This is a genomic window from Flagellimonas lutimaris, assembly GCF_003581615.1.
GTDB lineage: Bacteria > Bacteroidota > Bacteroidia > Flavobacteriales > Flavobacteriaceae > Flagellimonas > Flagellimonas lutimaris.
This window is the reverse complement of record NZ_QXFH01000072.1, coordinates 1-19,447: the sequence shown is the minus strand read 5'-3', so window position 1 is coordinate 19,447 and position 19,447 is coordinate 1. Positions and strand designations below refer to the sequence as shown.

At 38.9% G+C, this 19,447-nt stretch carries 14 protein-coding genes; 8 read left to right on the top strand and 6 right to left on the bottom strand.

Annotated features, from left to right (window positions below):
* The first annotated feature begins 219 nt into the window (after positions 1–219).
* Positions 220–5,988 (top strand): ATP-binding protein, encoded by a 5,769-nt coding sequence (locus tag D2V08_RS09945; protein ID WP_119608001.1) that lies wholly within the window; start codon positions 220–222, stop codon positions 5,986–5,988.
* Positions 5,981–7,027: a response regulator gene (locus D2V08_RS09940; RefSeq protein ID WP_119607999.1), complete on the top strand. Its 1,047-nt coding sequence runs from the start codon at positions 5,981–5,983 to the stop codon at positions 7,025–7,027. Before D2V08_RS09945 ends, D2V08_RS09940 begins: the two co-directional genes overlap by 8 nt.
* Here the strand turns inward: D2V08_RS09940 and D2V08_RS09935 are convergent.
* Positions 7,019–7,777, bottom strand: a complete 759-nt coding sequence (locus D2V08_RS09935) for a LytR/AlgR family response regulator transcription factor (RefSeq protein ID WP_119607998.1) — start codon at positions 7,775–7,777, stop codon at positions 7,019–7,021. The two genes, D2V08_RS09940 and D2V08_RS09935, sit on opposite strands and share 9 nt — an antisense overlap.
* Positions 7,778–7,863: 86 nt before the next feature.
* On the opposite strand from D2V08_RS09935, the gene D2V08_RS09930 reads away from it, so the two are divergent.
* The 6 genes from D2V08_RS09930 (at position 7,864) to D2V08_RS09905 (ending at position 11,929) form a co-directional block, all read left to right on the top strand.
* A complete protein-coding gene (locus tag D2V08_RS09930; RefSeq protein WP_119607996.1) occupies positions 7,864–8,505 on the top strand; it encodes a peroxiredoxin in 642 nt (213 codons plus the stop codon).
* Between the two features lie 375 nt (positions 8,506–8,880).
* Complete coding sequence (locus tag D2V08_RS09925) at positions 8,881–9,618, top strand: cysteine hydrolase family protein (protein WP_313790103.1); 738 nt, start codon at positions 8,881–8,883, stop codon at positions 9,616–9,618.
* Between the two features lie 175 nt (positions 9,619–9,793).
* On the top strand, positions 9,794–10,132 hold the full coding sequence (locus D2V08_RS09920; protein ID WP_119607992.1) for a GNAT family N-acetyltransferase: 339 nt from the start codon (positions 9,794–9,796) through the stop codon (positions 10,130–10,132).
* 42 nt (positions 10,133–10,174) lie between these two features.
* Positions 10,175–10,738 (top strand): RNA polymerase sigma factor, encoded by a 564-nt coding sequence (locus tag D2V08_RS09915; protein ID WP_119607990.1) that lies wholly within the window; start codon positions 10,175–10,177, stop codon positions 10,736–10,738.
* A gap of 128 nt (positions 10,739–10,866) precedes the next feature.
* Positions 10,867–11,280, top strand: coding sequence for a nuclear transport factor 2 family protein (locus tag D2V08_RS09910; protein WP_119607988.1), 414 nt, complete (start codon positions 10,867–10,869; stop codon positions 11,278–11,280).
* A gap of 151 nt (positions 11,281–11,431) precedes the next feature.
* Positions 11,432–11,929, top strand: coding sequence for a YHS domain-containing (seleno)protein (locus tag D2V08_RS09905; RefSeq protein WP_147374087.1), 498 nt, complete (start codon positions 11,432–11,434; stop codon positions 11,927–11,929).
* Between the two features lie 249 nt (positions 11,930–12,178).
* On the opposite strand, the gene D2V08_RS09900 is transcribed toward D2V08_RS09905, so the two are convergent.
* From D2V08_RS09900 to D2V08_RS09880, 5 genes are all read right to left on the bottom strand, one after another.
* Positions 12,179–12,730 (bottom strand): thioredoxin family protein, encoded by a 552-nt coding sequence (locus D2V08_RS09900; RefSeq protein WP_119607985.1) that lies wholly within the window; start codon positions 12,728–12,730, stop codon positions 12,179–12,181.
* Between the two features lie 153 nt (positions 12,731–12,883).
* Positions 12,884–13,960, bottom strand: a complete 1,077-nt coding sequence (locus D2V08_RS09895; RefSeq protein WP_119607983.1) for an alkene reductase — start codon at positions 13,958–13,960, stop codon at positions 12,884–12,886.
* 60 nt (positions 13,961–14,020) lie between these two features.
* Positions 14,021–15,010: a type I glyceraldehyde-3-phosphate dehydrogenase gene (gap, locus tag D2V08_RS09890; protein WP_119607981.1), complete on the bottom strand. Its 990-nt coding sequence runs from the start codon at positions 15,008–15,010 to the stop codon at positions 14,021–14,023.
* Complete coding sequence (locus D2V08_RS09885) at positions 15,007–15,618, bottom strand: pyridoxamine 5'-phosphate oxidase family protein (RefSeq protein WP_119607979.1); 612 nt, start codon at positions 15,616–15,618, stop codon at positions 15,007–15,009. Before D2V08_RS09885 ends, gap begins: the two co-directional genes overlap by 4 nt.
* A 435-nt stretch (positions 15,619–16,053) precedes the next feature.
* Positions 16,054–18,393 carry a hypothetical protein gene (locus tag D2V08_RS09880; protein ID WP_147374086.1) on the bottom strand — a complete coding sequence of 780 codons (2,340 nt, stop codon included), beginning with the start codon at positions 18,391–18,393 and terminating at the stop codon, positions 16,054–16,056.
* Positions 18,394–19,447 lie beyond the last annotated feature (1,054 nt).

The window sequence follows — 19,447 nt, the reverse complement described above, 5'->3', positions numbered from 1 at the left end:
ACAAGCCAAAAGTAATGACGGACTTTTCACATTGCTAGTGAGAGTTTCTAAGTGGTGACAGTTTTCTTACCAGTGCACCCGTTTTGGCCATTTTTATGGATATAAGTTCCTATTATCACTTCCTCCAATAGAGTTATTCTTCTTAACGTGACAGTTCACCTTCTTATCGTTTCAGTTAATCTCATAGAAATGAGTAAATTGTAGTCCAATACGTACCCAATGAATCGGATAAGAATTAAAGATGTAGACATTGAGTTGAGTTTACACCCAGATATGGGTCGTCTCATTGAAGAGAGCAACTCCACCGAAGTAAAGGCTTCATTGTTGCAGAGGCTGTCCAAGACAAACTTTTATAAAAACATTTCTATTAAGGAAATACAATCCTTAAATACAAAGCGAGTCGTATATCAAATACCTGTTCCAAGCAAAAGTTTTCCAGTAACACCAAAGACAGAAACCGAATTTATTGGTTTTTTGAACCGTTCCATTGTATTGACCAAAGCTATTTTGGAGGTACACGAAGCCAATCATTGTTTTGGTGTGTTGCAAAGCAAACGTTTCATGGTGGATGCCGATGGACGTTTGATTATTACGGGGCTTGGTTTATTTCAAAAAGAGTATGCTAAAAGCGACTTGGCCCATTACCAGGACAACGATTTCTATTTTATTGCACCCGAATTTAGTAAGCGAAGTAACCAAAAACCCGATCAACGTGCAGATATTTACGGTCTTGGAGCGTTATTACACTATTGGCTCTACGGAGAACATTTCATAAAAGCAACAGACAAACAAGAAGTGCTCCATAAACATTTAACAGAGCCGTATAATGAAGATACCATAAACTCCCTTTGGAAACATACAGGCATTCACCAAATAATCAACGCCCTTCTCGAGAAAAAGCCAGAAAATCGATACCAATCCATACATGGTGTTTTGAAAGATTTAAAGGATTTGAAATCACAGTTCAGCCTTGGAAATTTTAGCGAGTTTTCTTTAAAGAGCGTTGATTATACTCCTGGTGTAATCAATATACCCGATGCCCTACTTGAAAGGGAGGAGGCCCTAAAAAAATTAATGGATATTTACCACGACATACGTGAAGGAGCATTTGTAGTTGCATTTGTAGAAGGAACAGGTGGCATAGGCAAAACCTCCTTGGGCAAGACCTTTGAGTCTGGTATTTCTGAACCGGATGTTCTTTTCTCCACAGGGGCTTTTGAGAAATCGCAACCTACTCCCTACAGGGCGTTCCAAAAAGCCTTTAAAAATATAGCTCAGCGGATTTTACTGAAATCTGGTAAAAGTCATGCAGAAATCAGGAATATTTTCGAATCTGGGTTAGGGGCTGATTTCTCAGCACTTTTTAAGGTAGTCCCGGATTTAAAGGAACTCACTGGAAATCTTCCCGAACCTGAGACTTTGGATCCTTTGGAGACAGGAGATCGTTTTGTAAACCTTTTTGCCCGATACTGTCGTACGCTTGATAGTATTGGATTGAAAAGGGTTTTGTTTATCGACGATGTGCAATGGTGCGATATTTCGTCCTTGAAAGTAATTGAACATTTGGTTCATGCGCCCATATCAAGAGTGATGTTTGTTTTGTCCTATAATCCAGATGGTATGTCGGAAGAACATCCCCTACGTCAGTTCCAACGCTCCTTGCGGAAGGCCAAAAAGAATGCTCCGATTATACGTCTACAACCCTTGAGCGAAGGTGCCACAGAACAGATGGTGTCAGATGCCTTGTCCGAAGAAAGAAATAAAATTCGTGATTTGGCTGGTCTGGTCCACAAAAAAACAAATGGTAACCCTTATTATATTGGGCATTTTCTTCATGCTATGCAAGAAGATAAGGTACTTACCTATGATAGTAGTGCCCACAAGTGGCAATTTAGCCTTGAACGGGTAAAACGACAGGAAGTGGCAGAAAATGTACTGGCCATTTACGAAAGAAAACTCTTGCTACAATCCTATCAAGCACAAGTGCTGCTTAAGGTAGCGGCCTATGATAATGGCAATTTCAATATACCACTATTGGCCTCTGTCTGTGGGTTTCCGGAAAAAATTGTAGTTCTTCTTTTGGAGTTATTGAGCGAAGCTGGTCAAATATCCAAATTAGATTCAACCCTTGCTTCCTATGTATTTAATCACAACCAAATAAAACAGGCCGCTTTGAAACTTAATATTCCAGGGTTTGAAGTCTCTCCTGAAATGCTACATTATAAAATAGCACAGTTTCATTTGAAAAGCGGCAAGATCCATAGCTCTATAGAGTTAAATCAATTTGTAGCCCATCTAATTAGTTCTTATGAACTCATTGATGGGAAAACGGTCGCCAAAGCCCTTGTTCATGTCTTACAAGCAGGTCAACTGGCAAACAATTCAAACTCCCCCTCCACAGCTCATCAGTACTTAAGTTTCGCAATGAAATTACAGGAAAGGTTTAATTTGAAAACCTTTAAATACGAAGTGCTTTTTGATTTGGCCAAGGCGGCTTACCTTTTGAGAAACATAGATGAAGGTAAGTCATTTGCTGAAAAGGCTTTAAAAAACGCCTCCAACCTAAAGGAACGTTGTGAAGTTTACCTTCTGAACCTAAAATTCTTTGAGGCGTATTCGCTTTATGAAGAAAACACCAATGAAGGGATGAGGGCTCTGACCGAATTGGGAGTCCCTTTGGAATTTTCATCGACCACGGAGAAAATCGACCGGAAATATGAGAAGTTCTGTAAATCCTTACCGGCTAACTTAGAAAAAGTTACAACAAAGAAAACTGCTCCTTCGGAAACAAACGAGTATACGATGGACGTTATGGTAAACATGTGCACCTCTGCTCATCGCACAAATCAGAACCTGTATACCTATATACTTCTAAGATTGGGGCGTCTAATGTTTCAATCGGGCTTTACCGAATCATCTCCATTTGTCCTTGTCCATTTAGGTTCAGTTTTATGCAATAGATTTAATGCCTTTGGAACAGGGATCGAATTGGCCTCTTTGGGATTGGAATTGTTGGAATCCAATGAATCGGACAAATATTACTCCAAAACATTGTCCGTTTACCACATTTCAATGGGCCCATTCAAGGAAACCTATGAAACACTGGAAAACCAATTGGAGCAAGGAATTGAATATTGTATCGACAGAGGTGACGCCTTGGGAACCAGTAATTTATTATATGCCAAGATTAGAAATCAATTACTTTCAGGAGAGGAGTTGTTGGGCCTTCTTAGATTTTGTAATGAAACCTTGGAGTCAGGCAATATCCATAATAATAGCGTATTTGAAGCTCAATTGAATTTAATGAGATCTATTGCCCGCAGATTGTCCGGTGACAATGCTGAAGAAATAAATCAGAATGACCAACTGGCTTTGCAGCTATTGGAGGAAAATAATTGTAAAGCTTCGAAAGCAAGCTATCACATATTTTCAGGGTGGGTCTATTGTATTCAAGGAAATTATGCAAAGGCATTGAAATACTTCAAACAACATCAAAGTGATCTGCAATATTCAAATTCAGAACCACAATATTTTAGGTATCAAATCATACAGTCCGTTTGTGATCTCATGGTTCAGGAGAATCCTCAAAATGAGGTTTTCGAACGCGTAATCGCCAGACAGGAATATTTGAAGGATTGGGCAGAAACTGCACCTCAAAATTTCAGGGCAGAATATGAAATGGTGGAATTATTACTGGCTTGTAAATCACAAAATTTTGAAAATGTTGCGGATAAGGTTGAAAAAATTCTTGGATGGACAGAAAAAGGAAAGCTAGTAGCCGTTAGGGCTATGGTTGCTGATTTACTGCAAAAAACTTTGCCACAAGAAAGTTTTGGATTTTTAAAACAGGCACTTAAACATGAAGCTAACAAAACCTATGCAACATGGGGCGTGAATAGCGATGGTAAAGTCTCGAATGTGAAATTTGAAGATGCCTCCGGAAGCTATGCCAACAAGTTTAAAGGTTTTGACTTCCAAAGCCTGATAAAGGCAACACAAACCATATCTGCCGAAGTTAATCGGGACCGTCTCGTCGAAAACTTGTTGCAGATTGTAATGGAGAATGCTGGAGCTGATAAAGGGGCACTTATTTTATTGAATGATTCGGAGTTGAACGTGACAGCGTTAATTGATTTGACCAATCCTTCTAAAGAGCAATTTACAGAGTGTAAGTTGGATGAATGCTCCACATTGCCTATAAACCTTATTGAACATGTGGCCGTAAGTAAAAAGGAATTATGCATCGATAATTTAACGGAATATTTCGCCAATGTAGAAGATTCATTATCCGATACTTCAGGTTCATTACTGTTACTTCCTCTTATCAAACAGCGCGATCTTGTTGGAGTTTTATATGTTGCCAACAGCCAAATGACAGGAATGTTCACAGAAGGTGGATTGGAGGTGTTTCGTATAATTGCTTCCCAAGCAGCCATTTCCATTGCAAATTCAACGCTTTACGAACAAGCAATCACTTTGAACAATGAGCTGGCCACCTCTCAAAAAGAACTTGCAAAACTTAACCAAGCGCTGGAAGAAAAAATCAAGAACCGAACACAACACCTGCGACATGAAATTGAGATGAGAAAAGAAGCGGAAAGAGACCTGATCTTTGCCAAAAATGATGCGGATAACGCCAATAAGGCAAAATCCCAATTTTTGGCAAATATGAGTCATGAAATTCGTACCCCTCTAAATGCTATAGTTGGTTTTTCACAGATTCTTACCAACCAAAGTAAAGCGCTGAATCTCACAAACTCCTTCCGTAGATATTTGAACAACATCTATCAAAGTGCGGAATCCCTTTCTGAAATTATCAGGGATATTTTAGACTTGTCCAAGATAGAAGCCGGAAAAACGGCGCTTGTGGTCGAAGATATGGATCTGAGACAATTGTTCTTTTCAGTTTACCGGATTCAGAATAGCCTTGCAAAATCCAAAGAAGTAAAAGTAATATATGGCCTATCCCAGGGCACACCAAGATATGTTCGTTCGGACAGAGGTAAAATCAAACAGATTCTAATGAATATTGTTGGAAATGCTGTAAAATTTACACCCGCATCACATAATGTACTATTGGATTTAAGTGCAAAAGATGGCTTTTTGATTTTTAAGGTTACAGATGAAGGAATCGGAATCCCAACTGCTGATTTAGAACGAATTTTTGAGCCCTTTACACAGTCAGATGCAGGAATGGACAGAAAATATGGAGGAACTGGTCTTGGATTGGCAATTACCAAAAGTTTGGTGGATATCCTAAAAGGAAAGCTAACAGTTGAAAGCAAGGAAGGTAAAGGAACATGTTTTACCATACAAATACCTTACGAATCGGCCGCTCCTTTGCAATCGGACAATCCAGAAGCTTTGTTGGCCAACTATCGAATACCTAAGAACAGTAAAATCTTGGTGGTTGAAGACCATCCAATGAACCAAGAAATGATTAGGGCCTTATTTTCAGAATTGGGCGCCGAAATCCTATTGGCAAGTAATGGTAGGGAAGGTGTTTCTTTAGCTAAGCGTTACAACCCCGACATCATCTTTATGGACATTCATATGCCAGAGATAGATGGTTTCGAAACACTTAAATTGATTCAAAAGTTTAATTTAGAAGTACCGGTTATAGGGTTATCGGCAGATGCCTTCAAGGAGCACCAAGAAGCCGCAATAAAAGCAGGGTTTTCAGCATATCTCACAAAACCGGTCCATGTACCAAGGCTAGTTGGGCTATTGAAACAGTTCCTTCCCGATGCATCCGTACAAATGATAAAAACAGGAAACACTCTTGATGATCAGCAATTACATCAAAGAGCACGTGCTCTTGAGGCCATTCAAAAACTACCAATTTTTGAAACAGAGAAATTGGCCGAGGTTGCAGCAACGCTGAGTGAAATATTACCTTCTGCTGCTTTAAATAAATTGGAGGATGCCATTTATACAGGTGATGAAGTGGCTTTGCAAGAATTTTTAACGGACACATTGAATGTATAAAGACACGTCTATCCTCGTCGTAGATGACAATCGACAGGTCCTGGAACTGGTCAACCATGTTTTGGCCCAAGTCGGTTATCATATTTCATTTATTCCAAAAGGTCAGTTTCTGTTCCGACGATTGTCAAGTCAAAAATTTGATTTAGTCCTATTGGATATCAACCTTCCCGGAATAAGCGGCTTTGAATTGCTCAAACAAATAAAATCCGACCCTACTTATAAAGCTCTTCCAGTGATTATAATTAGTGCAGAGGAAGAGGATGAAACCCTAGCGAAATGTTTTGATCTTGGTGCGAGCGATTATATTAAAAAACCGATACATCATGAAATCTTAAAGGCCAGGGTCCAGTCAGTGATATCCGCTTCTCGATTTCACCAAAATGAAATACATCAGCAAAAACAAGAAGCCCTAAGAGCTCGGATGAAAATGTTGTCTTCACAAATGAACCCTCACTTTATTTTCAATTCCCTTTCATCCATACAGGAATTTGTTTTGGCAAACGAAACAGAAAAAGTACTGAATTACCTTTCGGAATTTGCCGGCCTTATGAGACAGAATTTAGAGAATTCAATGCTTCCCCATATTACCCTATCCAAAGAACTCCAGTTTTTGGATACCTATTTAAAACTTGAAAGAACACGTTTTAACAATGTGTTCGACTATGAAGTTGACGTCGATATAGATACTCCTGAAAATATAATGATTCCGCCGATGCTCATGCAGCCATATTTGGAAAACGCCATTATTCATGGTCTTCGAAAGTCTACTAGGCCGGGTCGACTTGTATTAAAGGTCTGGGAAACAGAGAAATCCATTTTTTGTTCTATAAAGGACAATGGTATTGGAAGGGCACTTGCATCTGCTATTTCTGAGAATCACCACCATTCTATCGCTATGTCAAATATTGAAGCACGACTTGAGTTATTGAACATGGAGTTCGGAGTGGATGTGTTCAGTGTTGCCATTGAGGATTTGGAGGAAGAAAATGAACCTGCTGGCACGCAGGTAACTCTTTGCTTTCCCAACGATTTACACTAACTTTTTTAATAGCGCTTCTTTTTTTCTGACGGATACATCCACATGCGATCCATCCTTAAGTACTAGATATCCACCTTTGCCCTTGACATATTTTTCAACATGATCGAGGTTCACCATGTGTGATTTGTGTACCCGGAAAAAATTGAACGATTCCAATAAGGGTTCAAAGTCGCCCAAAGGTTTTGATACCATAATCATTTTGCCATTATCAAGGTAAAAGTTGGAATACACATGATTGGCTTCTACCCGGAGCAGACGATTGGCTTCCACAAAATCGATTCCTTCCGAAGACCTTAATGCAATTTTGGTATAATTTCGATCTTGTAATTTGGTGTTCTCTCGTAAAACTTGATATTCTTCCTCTCTTGACGGTGCCAACTTCGCCAATATTTTTCCGGCACGTGCTACGGCATTTTTAAGTTCTTGAATGTTGATGGGTTTTAACAGATAATCCAAAGCAGCATATTTTATGGCATTGATTGCATAAAGGTCATGTGCTGTAGTAAAAATCACTTCAAAAGCAGGTTCCTCAAAATGGTCAAAGAGTGTAAACCCATTACCCTCAGGCATTTCAATATCCAAAAACACCAGTTCTGGTTGCTCAGATTGAATCAGGGCAACGGCTTCATCCACGGAGAAAGCATCCCCAACAAGCTCAATATTGGGACAAAATGTTTCAAGCATTTTTCCAAGAATATCGTGATGTCGCTGTTCGTCATCCACAATTATCGAACGGATCTGGCGGGTCATGATGGGCAATGTTAGAATTAACCCTTTAAATATAGAGTAATTTGAATAATTATTTCTATTTTGCCTTTATAATCAAGTGTTTGCAAATGATTTTAGGGATTGGAAGTTTGGCTCCCGATTTTAAGGCCGCTACAACTGAGGGTAAAATCGGATTTCATGATTGGCTCGGAGACTCATGGGGCTTACTTTTTTCCCACCCAGAGGATTACACTCCAGTTTGTACCACCGAACTGGGCATGGTAGCCCAATTGGAAAAGGAATTTATAGAACGCAACATGAAAGCCATTGCGTTGAGCATAGATAGTTTGGAGTCCCATATGGATTGGAAATCAGATATTGAAAAATCCATGAATGTGACCGTACGCTTCCCGATTATCGCAGATGAGACAGGTGCGATAGCTCAACAATACGGTATGATCCAAAAGGGAGCTTCCGACAAAAAAACGGTTCGTTCAGTATTTATAATCGATCCTAATAAATACATACAACTGCATCTTACCTATCCCATGTCCATAGGACGTAATTTTGATGAAATATTAAGGGCAATAGATGCACTTCAAATGCATGCAGATCATCAAGTACTCACACCGGCAAACTGGAAACCTAAAGACGATATTATTGTAGATCCAAAGATGCCACAAGATGAAGTTCAAGCTCGTTTTCCAAATCGAAAGGTGCAAGGCGCGCCATATCTTCAATTTTCAAGTGACCCAACCACGAAAAAATAGAACGTATTAATTGGTCTTTATAATTATTCTTGGATACCCCCAAAAACAGCTATCAATCGATATTCAACAATTTTAACGGTATACCTATTTAGTATATCCAGCTACTCTTAACATCAGTATCTTTTCCATCACATTTAACTGGTTCATTGGAGTGAATCTCCCGAAATAAATCTTACCAAGTTTTCTACACACTACCCCATGAATTGTTTTCAGTTGACCAAATTGATTTAGGATAATCTACAATCTTTCAATTTGGTCGTGGCAGAAAACAGCAAAATGAAAACATTTTGGCAAATTTCAGATAAAATGGGTCCGTGCTTATTGTGAGTTTTACAATGTTATTAAGCAGTAAATCAACATTTAAACAAAAGTAACATGGAAACTATGAATTCTACCGAAAAAGCCAATCAAGGTAAAAAAGAGGCGCAACTCCCCATATCCGGTTTTGAAATAGATCGACACACAGCAATTGTTATCGTAGATCCCCAAAATGATTTTTTGAGTCCAGATGGAGTAGCTTGGGGAGCAGTGGGGCAAAGTGTTATGGAAAATAATACTGTAGACAATATAGAATCGCTATTTCGTCTTGGGGCCGAAAATGGTATTCATGTCTTTATTTCACCTCACTACTATTACAAACATGATCATGGATGGCAGTTTGAGGGGACCTTGGAAAAATTGATGCACAACATAAATATGTTCGATAGAGGTGATCAACTGAATGTTGATGGTTTTGAAGGATCTGGTGCCGATTGGCTACCCGCTTATAAGCCATATATCATGGATGAGGAAAAAGTAACCATTTGTGGCCCACATAAGGTGTTTGGTCCGGAGAACAACGATTTAGTACTCCAGCTTAGGAAACAAAAAATTGATAAAGTCATCCTCGGTGGAATGTCCGGTAATCTATGTGTAGAGTCACATATGAGGGAGCTGTTGGAATGTGGTTTTGAGATTGCCGTAATAGGAGATGCAACGGCTTCGGCCAAACTACCCCATCTTGACGGGGATCAGGCAGCGCAAACAAATTATGTAATGATGGCAAGTGTGGTCTACACTACAAGCCAATTGGAAGAAGTGCTGGAATCGCGAAAGATTCTTGCAGAAGAATAGTGGGCTGCCATTGGAATTAAAAAGGACATATAAACTTTAAGATAAGTTCTGGTTAGTGTTTGTTTAGTTGAAATGGATAGGAGGTACATCTCGTATCTCCTATCCTTAAACCAATTGATATTAAGGTGAATACCAATCTTAGATTTTCTACCACGAGTTAAATACCAACAATATTATGTTTTACAATACCAATATAAATCGATTGCCATTGGTCTTTAAAAGCAATGAGGGCAAAAACTATTTCCAATTCCATATCAATGGCCAATTGGCATCTCTGGAGTATGATATGGTTAAGGACCACTGTATAAACCTAAAGCGTCTGGAGATAAGCAAATACCTTAACCGGATAGAGGTTGGAAATGCGCTGATAGAGCGAGTGATGGAATATTCTCTTCGAGGGGATTTTAAAATCATCCCAGCTAACCCGCAGATAATAAAGTTTCTTAAAAAACGACCTGAGTACCAAAAATTGATTGCCTCAGAAATTGAATCGATTAAAGGTCATAAAGTCTAATACACATATCAAAAAATCATAATTAAACCAATAACTGATACTATGAAAACTACAATTAAAAATAAAGTGCAACTCCATCCCGAATTATGGTCCGATCGCTACAAGAGCTATCTTTTTGCAATGGCCATAAAAAAACTTCCGGAAGATGTGGTAGAAGATATTTTACAAGAGACCTATTTGGCCGCTTTGCGTTCGGCACCCCGATTCCGTGGTGATTCCACCGAACGCTCTTGGCTTACTTCGATCTTGAACCATAAAATCATGGATTATTATCGCAAGGCCTATTCTCGACAAGGCAAGGTGATGCACAATGCACTCCGCGTCTCCGATTATCCAACTTGGCATGATTGGGAAAACCTAAACAACAAGCCTGATAATGCCGAAATAACAGAATTCCAGAATGCTGATGACCTATACAAGGTATTGAACTCCGGCCTTGAACTATTGGGTCATAGAGAAGAGCAGGTGTTGCGTCTAAAGATTAAGGGATATAGTACCGAAGCTATCTGTGACACGCTGGAAATTAACGAAGTGAATACCTGGGTGGCATTGAGCCGAGCACGCAAAAAGATAAAACACTATTTGAATGATCATTGGTTGAATTAAACAACGATGTATAATGCAAAACTTTTGGTTCAATCTACAATTGGTTCTCTGCCGCTTTGGTATAGCGTGCTTAACCATATACTATAAATACAGATATCCTAAACAAAAGGAACATAAATCTTAATATGATGACTGAAAAAAAAACACCGTTGCCTCCTTTTACCGAGGAGACCGCAAAAGAGAAAATACAACTTGCCGAGGATGCTTGGAACAGCCAAGATCCACAAAAAATTTCCATGGCATATTCATTGAATAGCGAATGGCGCAATCGTTCCACTTTTATCAATGGACGTGAAGAAATCCAAAAGTTCCTCAAAAACAAATGGGAAAACGAACTGGATTATAAACTTAAGAAAGAATATTGGGCCCACTCTGATAACAGAATTGCCGTTAGGTTCGAGTATGAGTATCGCAATAGATCGGGGCAGTGGTATAGAGCCTATGGAAACGAGAATTGGGAGTTTAACGAACACGGGCTTATGCAAAAAAGATATGCGAGTATCAATGATTATAAAATTAACGAACACGAACGCTATTTATAGTAATAGCAATATGTAAAACAGAATTCCCTTATCTGCAATTTGTTTTTTTAATTAAAAGCAATTTTCAGATAGTACCACAAACTTACCACAGTTTGCCTCTTGCGGGAATCTTAATTTGATCAAAAATTAAAATATATTAAAACTATTTATTATGAAAACAACGATTTCAATCAAAGTTCGAAAATGTCTATTAGGTTCCATCTGTGTCCTATTATTTGGAATGGGCACAATGTTGGCGCAATCACATAGTTACAGTACGGACGATAGTATGATTGCCCTGGAGGGGTATAGTGCCGTGTCCTATGTTGATAAAGGAAAAGCTGAACCGGGTAAAAAGGCTTATAAAGCAAGTTATGATGGGTTGAGCTATTATTTTGTAAATCAAAAACAGTTGAAACTGTTCCAAAACAATCCCAAGAAGTACCAACCGCAATATGGTGGGTGGTGTGCCTTCGCTGTTTCCCTAGGAGGTAAATATCGTCCGAATCCCGAAAGTTTTCGGATTGTTGATGGAAAACTTTATCTGTTTACGGTAAACCCCGAGGGTGATTTTGTTAAAGTATGGGAAAAAGAGGGCAAGAGTAAGCATATTGCCCAGGCCAACAAGAACTGGCAAACTATGAAAAAGTTCATGACCTTCACCCCCTAATGATTCTCATTTTAGTTTGATTTACTAAGAAAACCGCTATACCGACATTCCATACTCCTCTACCACAGGTCGGCTATAGCGGTTTTTATGTATGATTCCTAGTTTTCATTATAAGCCAAAAAGACCAATAGCCTTGTTTTGACCTTGCAAGAACTTCAGATTGGGGAATACAACACCTACCTATATAAGATAAACCCTTTAAAGTATTTACTAGTCGACCCAGACCGTATAAATCAAGAAACCTTGTATTTACTTCCATTTAATACTGCATCCAACACTTGGATATTGAACCTTGGCAACCTCTTTGTTGTCCAACAGTGCATCCAATGCATTGGTTAGTTCTCTTCCGGAAGCAACTCCCATATTTGGCCTCGATTCATCAAAACGACCTCTATAGGCCAGTTTCAAATCTTTATCAAATACAAAGAAATCAGGGGTACATTCTGCTTTATAGGCCTTCGCTACTGTTTGGGTTTCATCGTATAGATAAGGGAACGAATAGCTCAAGCTCTTGGCGACACGAGTCATTAGTTCTGGCCCATCTTCTGGAAAGTACTCCACATCGTTGCTACTAATGGCAATAAACTGGATTCCCTGGACCTGATACTCATTGGCTACTTCTACTAATTTATGGTTGATATGGTGAACAAAAGGACAGTGGTTGCATATAAAAACAACCACAGTAGCTACGTTTGACTTCAGTTGTGATAGCGATAATGGTTTTTGTGATATGGTATCAAAAAGTGTGAAATCGGGAGCTTTGGTCCCTAATTCCATCATGTTGGATTGTGCTAATGCCATGATATTTGCGATTTTTGGAAATGGATAACCTGCGGAGCACAGTTGGGTGTCCACAGGTTTGTCCTTAGATGCTAGTAATAATTTATGGTTTGTTGGAATCTATACTTATATCCCACAACGCTTTTGGGGATTACAGAAATTCTCTCTTTCCTGTTAAAATTCCCAGTCAGTATATCCCTTGGGTCCAGGCGAATAAAGTAAATCTGGATCCAACTGAGTAAGTTCTTCCTTATTCTTTAATTTTTCGATCAAGTTTGGATTGGCAATGAACGGTCTTCCAATATAAACCAGATCATACCCGTCATTCAAAAGTTCTTCAGCTTTTTCTGCAGTGTTTACATCACCTCCCCCCAACATTAAACCATTAAAATTTTCACCTATGGTCTTCCAAATTTGAGTGGCAAATTCCGGAGCTGCCATTGCAGTGCGCTGATCGGCAATATGGATATAGGCGATGTTAAGTTTGGACAACTCTTGGGCCAAATAAGTAAATAGCTCAACAATATCCTCGTAATCACCAGTCATACCATTGACTACGCCGTAAGGGGAGAAACGTATGCCCACTTTGTTCGAACCTATGGCCTGGACCACTTTTTGTGTGGTTTCCAGAACAAATCGGGCCCTGTTTTTATAGTCACCACCATATTGATCACTTCTTAGATTTGTTTTTGGATCCAAAAATTGTTCCAATAGATAGCCATTGGCGCCGTGCACCTCAATCCCGTCAATCCCAGCTTCTATTAGTTTAATGGAAGCCGTAACATACTCCTGTTGTACTTGTTTAATGTCATCGGTGGTCATTTCCCTAGGGATATCATGAGGCTGCATTCCCTCTTCATCTGTATACATCTCCATTTCCCTCAAGGGCACAACCGATGGAGCTATGGTTTCAGCACCCTTGGGAAGATTCAATAATGCGGAAACTCGGCCCGTATGGAAAAGCTGGACGAAAAATTTACCCCCCTTTGCATGTATACCTTCCACAATATTTTTCCATCCTTCTAGCTGTTCATCCGTGTAGGCACCTGGAATTCGAGGATATCCTGTACCATTTGGCGATATAGCGGTTGCCTCGGACAAAATAAGCCCTGCTCCCGAACGCTGTGCATAGTATTCCTTCATCAGATTGTTGGGGACGTTGTCAATGGCCCTGCTCCTTGTCATGGGGGCCATTACGATTCTGTTCTTTAATTCAAGTTCCGCTAATGTTGTTGCTTCAAAAACTTTCATTTTACCTTGTATAAATTATTAGTAAGTACACTTCATGGTTAATGCGATGACCTCTTTACATTATAAATTTTGGATAAGGCGGACCATTTGATGGGTAAATCCCCATTCATTATCGTACCAGGCCATTACTTTTAATAGGTCGCCATCAACAACCCTGGTCATACTCAGGTCTGCTATGGACGCATAGGGACTTCCGACAATATCTGAAGAAACCAACTGCTCCCGGGTCGTGGATAGCACTTCGCGATATCGCTCTGTGGAAGCTTCAGTTTCTAAAATTTCATTGATTTCCTCTGGAGTTACTTTGCGCTTTGTAACAAAGGTCATATCCGATATGGAACCTACTTTTGCAGGAACACGTATGGCCACACCATCGAATTTATCCACAAATTCCGGTAATGCCTTGGTAGTGGCAATTGCCGCCCCAGTACTGGTGGGAACTAAGTTGTCTGCTGCAGCTCTACCCATTCGGTAGTTTTTTGGAGAAGCTCCATCCATTAAACTTTGGGATGCCGTATAGGCATGAACGGTGGTCATGATTGCTTTATGGATTCCAACCCTACGACTGAGGATTTCAACAATGGGGCTAATGTTGTTCGTAGTGCAACTGGCACATGAAAAAATCGAGGTTTCACCTAACGAAGAACTCACACCATGAACCACGGTTGGGACGTCCTGACTTTTGGTCGGGGCGGAAATTACGACCGTCTTTGCCCCAGCATTCAAATGCTTGGCGGCATCTTCACTTTGGGTAAATATACCTGTACTTTCAATGACGACGTCAACATCAAGATCTTTCCATGGAAGGTCCTCAGGGTTCCTTTGTTGAAAATAGGGAATCTCCATACCGTCCACCAATAAAGTGTCCCCTGAGACCGAGACATTACGATGGTATGGTCCATAAGTGCTATCGTACTTAAGGAGGTAGGCCAAGTTTTCAATGGGTAAAATATCATTAATGGCCACAAGGGACAATTCCTCGGATTCTAGGATTACTTTAAGGGATGCCCGACCAATTCGTCCCATCCCGTTTATTGCTATTCTTTTCATTTTAATTTATTTAATTCGTTTTCCAATTCTGTTATACGTTCTTTCAAGGGGGTCATCATTTGGTCTATCTCCTCCGAGGTGTATCGCTGGACGATATGCTGTGGGCAGTTTACATCAACGGCCTTGATTTTGAATATGATGGCACGCTCTACATTGGCGGAGTAGCCGTCCACTGCCAAGGATTCCATCAGTGCTTTATCCTTGAATTCTACATGGGCCTCGCCCCATATCTTTACCCGGGTCCTTGAGGGGTAGTCCATCAAGAACATAAATGACCGTGGGTTTTCGGAAAGGTTACCGACACTTATATATTGTTGGTTTCCGGAAAAATCCGCAAAAGCCAATGTTTTTGGGTCCATGACCTTCAAAAAGCCCGGTGCCCCACCCCGATGTTGGATGTAGGGCTGTCCCTCTTGATTTGAGGTACCCATATAAAGGGAATCCCGCTTTTCTACAAAATCGATTATGGGAGGCGAAAGCTCGTTTGCCCACCCTCTTTTACTTTCCATTCGAGCATATGCCTTTCTTGAATCATAATGTTCTTGCAAGGCTTTAATAGTGGAAGTGAAGGCAATGTCAGAGGTGAAAATGTCTTTCTGCTTTTTCATTCTTGGTATTTTATTGGGTATAATTTTTTACCCTATACCCTTAGTATTGATTTTGAGGAATTCCTGACATGGAAAACACGTTTTGTTATTTACGCCAAGATTTTAGCAGCAATAATTCGAAAGAATTAACAATAGAACAACTACTATGAGGAAGCCCTAGTGTAAAACATAAATTACACATCTAAGCCTCCTTGTTATGAGACACTTATCGAAAGACCTAATTGTGCGCTCAAAAGTGGGAATAAAAAGCATGATTTATTATGACAACTGAATGAAAGAAACCACCTAAATATATTATATATCAGTATTTTATAATGTTTTTCGAACTGATTTTCTAATTTCTACACCTCTTACAAATCAGTACATTTAAGAATAAAAATTAATGATGTTTTTATATTGAATCTTTCACTCAAAGCATCAAAGACTTGATCAATTTTATTGGTTGGCCGATACCTGAACAGTCGTTTTCGCGGAGTATAAATAACCATTTTCAGATATACCCTCGATGAACAATGAAATTTCCTTGAGTCCAGTATCCAATATTTTCAATTTACCTACACCATTTTTATTTATTGATAGATTAGGCGACCAATGTATAGTCCCAAAATGACGAAAAGAATCATTCATCATACTTTTATATTTGGGTGTATAATACTGCTTTTTTGGAGTAAATCCTCTTTTCAAGACATGAGTAAAGAACTTATCGTCAGGTTTACTCATGTTTGGACTTGCAGCTCCAACATCCCCTTCTTTTCTGGTATAAACCCTGATGACACCGCCGGCTCCCCCAGCTTCCATGAACCCAGAGCGATCTATATAATAACTTTTCACCCGGGTTGTGGGGAAATCTATCAAAACATTGAAATCTGCATAACGGACATCATCAATATATAGAATCGGAGAGGGTTGTACGGCAGAAAATGACACAACCCTTTTCGTTGTGATCCGTATCCTATCATAACCCGTATTTGGCATCTCCCAAACATTGTAACCGTTGGAGCGGATGATATCTAGCAGTCTTGGATAGAGTCCCTCTGTCTCCTCAGTCACAACCCTTAGATTACCTTCAGATACAAATGGGGTAGTAATTCTTTTACCGCTTCGATTTTCACTTACCACCACTTCATCCAGGTTTACAATATTTTCGGGAAACACAAAATCCCGTAGATCATTTTCTTGGATTGGTCCTAAATTGGTTAATTCTTCAACAATGTTAAATGGTTCAAGATTATATACCTTGTCCTCGGTTTCTCCCGTATTTACCCTTATAAAAAGATTTGGTCTAGACAAAATACCACGCTTGTTCAATAAAGTAAGTTTAAGTTCTTCTCCCTTATTAATTAAGTAATTTTTGAGTTTAAAACTCGTAGATTCTTCATTTAGATAGATGAGGGTAGGATCAGTATTTTTGCCAGCATAGAAAAGTAAATCAGTATTTTTTGGGATTTCCGAATTTATCTGTCCGAATAAATCAACTCCTGTCCTAAAATCATATTTTTTTTGGGGCGGTTTCTTGAATATATTTTCCCAACTGTACTTTGACCAGCCTTGTGTTAATAATAACAAATCCAAATCCGTTTTTCGTGTCTTAATAGCATCGTCGAAGTAGTAACGCGAATTCTCCACAAAACCTCGAACATAAGGCCTAAGTAGAAAAGAGCTTTGAATATTGGCGTTTTGCTTATATGCTTTGGTTTCTTTTGGTAAAACAGATACACTTATAGAGGATGATTTTTCTTTCTCAAACCCAGAAATTGAAATTACCAAGGAATCCTTTTCTACTTTTTCGACAAAAGCGGTCAATTCCACTTTCTTAGTTCCATTTTCATTAAAATGAAGTCGTTCGGCAATGGGTTCTCCCTGATCATCTATTAAAGTCACTATGTTCATTCCATCATGAAATTCACTTTTGTCGAGTATGTGCGACACATATAATTCCTCCTTTTCGAAAACCACATTCAAACTCTTCAATAGACCATCTCTATGGATTAGAATACTATAGGGTTTACTTCCAATCTGTTTTTTTGTTTCGGCATTGGTGCCTATTAAAATCATTGCCCTGCCACTTTTTAAACTTCTTACGGAAAGTGTGAAACCTAACTTATCGGCCAACGGTAAAGAAAACCTCTTGACTTCTCCATTTTTCAAATTAATAAAGGCCGAATATTTTTCTCCAGCAGATGGAACCATGGTAACCTTAGATAAGCCAAATCGATTAGTTCTAAAGCTGGTTATTTCTTCGCCCTTTTGATTCCTAATAACCCCCTTGAGGCCAGCGACAGATTTTCCTTGTTCATCCAATGCCTTTATTCCTAATACACTCTGAACATCGCTTACCCAATGGCCTCCCTCGGGAAAAAATTGAACATCAAATCCTATTCTTTCATTTTTTTTAGAAGACAAAATCTCTTCCCCCACTACAGCGAATTGCTGTACAAAAGAATCATCTTCCTCAAAATTCCGCATCCAACTGGTAGTGGCCTTCATGTAGTATTGGCCATGCTTAAAAGTAGAATCTATTTCTATTTGCCCTTCTGCATAACCTTCTTTACAAATGAAGAGATGTTTTGCAAGCTGATCTCCATTGTTGTCGTATACCCCAACATACAAGTTCACAGGTTCTTTCAGAGGAACTCCCTTAAGTCTATTGTATAGATATCCTTTAAACCAAATATGCTCCCCATTTACGTATGCACTTTTATTTGTATGTAAGAAAATAGACGCTCTTGGCTGTCCAAAGTATTCCTTAAAAGCTGGCTTTATTTTTTTAGTCACAGCTAAATTTTGCCCTAAAAGAAGTATGGGTAAAAAAAATAAAAGAAGTAAATATTTTATGGGGTTTTTGTTCTGCATTTAAGTACCTAATTGTTGTGTTAAAGTTGTTTTTAAAGATAGCAATTTGAATAAAATTACCTGCCACCAATAACATTTTAAAGTCATCTAGGGGTTATTTTCGAATTCTACGAGGAGAATCCTTGTCCCTGAATGATCTGCAGCGAGACTTATCTTAACAACCAACTATTATTAATCGTGGCATGTGAAAATCAATAGAAAACAACACTTCAGTTATTGAAGATATGCCTAAAAACACAAAACACTGAAAATCATAAGATTAACAGTGTTTTGATTTTACTTAAATAAGGTAAGTCGGGATGACTGAACCATCCATATGATTGTATGTTACTGAAAATCAATAACTAACACTGATATTTTAAATCCTGCACACCTTATTGCACGTTTCTGTACAGATTGAGAATTAGTAAATGTCCCCAGAAAATAAAAATAATCAAAACTCTGTAAAAAGTACCAAATATTTTAAAAACAATATCTACGTTATGTAAAATACGGATAATCATTCCAATTTTAACGCAATGGTCTGCTTATATAAAACATTCCTCAACACAGGACAACTATCTGACTTTCCAATTATTACATCCAAATGCTAGATGGTTCAAATTTTCCATTTCCGTGGTCCCTGCTATTCAACTCATAAACAAATGACCTAGGTTCAAACATCTTTGTCCCTGGGCCCACTCTTTACCCAATCATTATGTTTGCGCTTATTTTTATTGTACCGCACTAATATTTAATATAACTTGTGCCTATATTATTTTAAATAATGACAAAGAGCGCCCATTTTTCATTTAGTGCCCGTTTTTAATGGTGTGGTTCTTCCAGAAGAAGGTATCATATCCGACTATATGACTATATAGCCATTTGGACTTGCAACAAAAAAATGGACAATTAGATAAGATTCAAGCCGCTGTTTTTTGGTCATACATTTCGTTTTCAAATTCCTCTATTGTTTTATAGTCCAATGTTGAGTGTA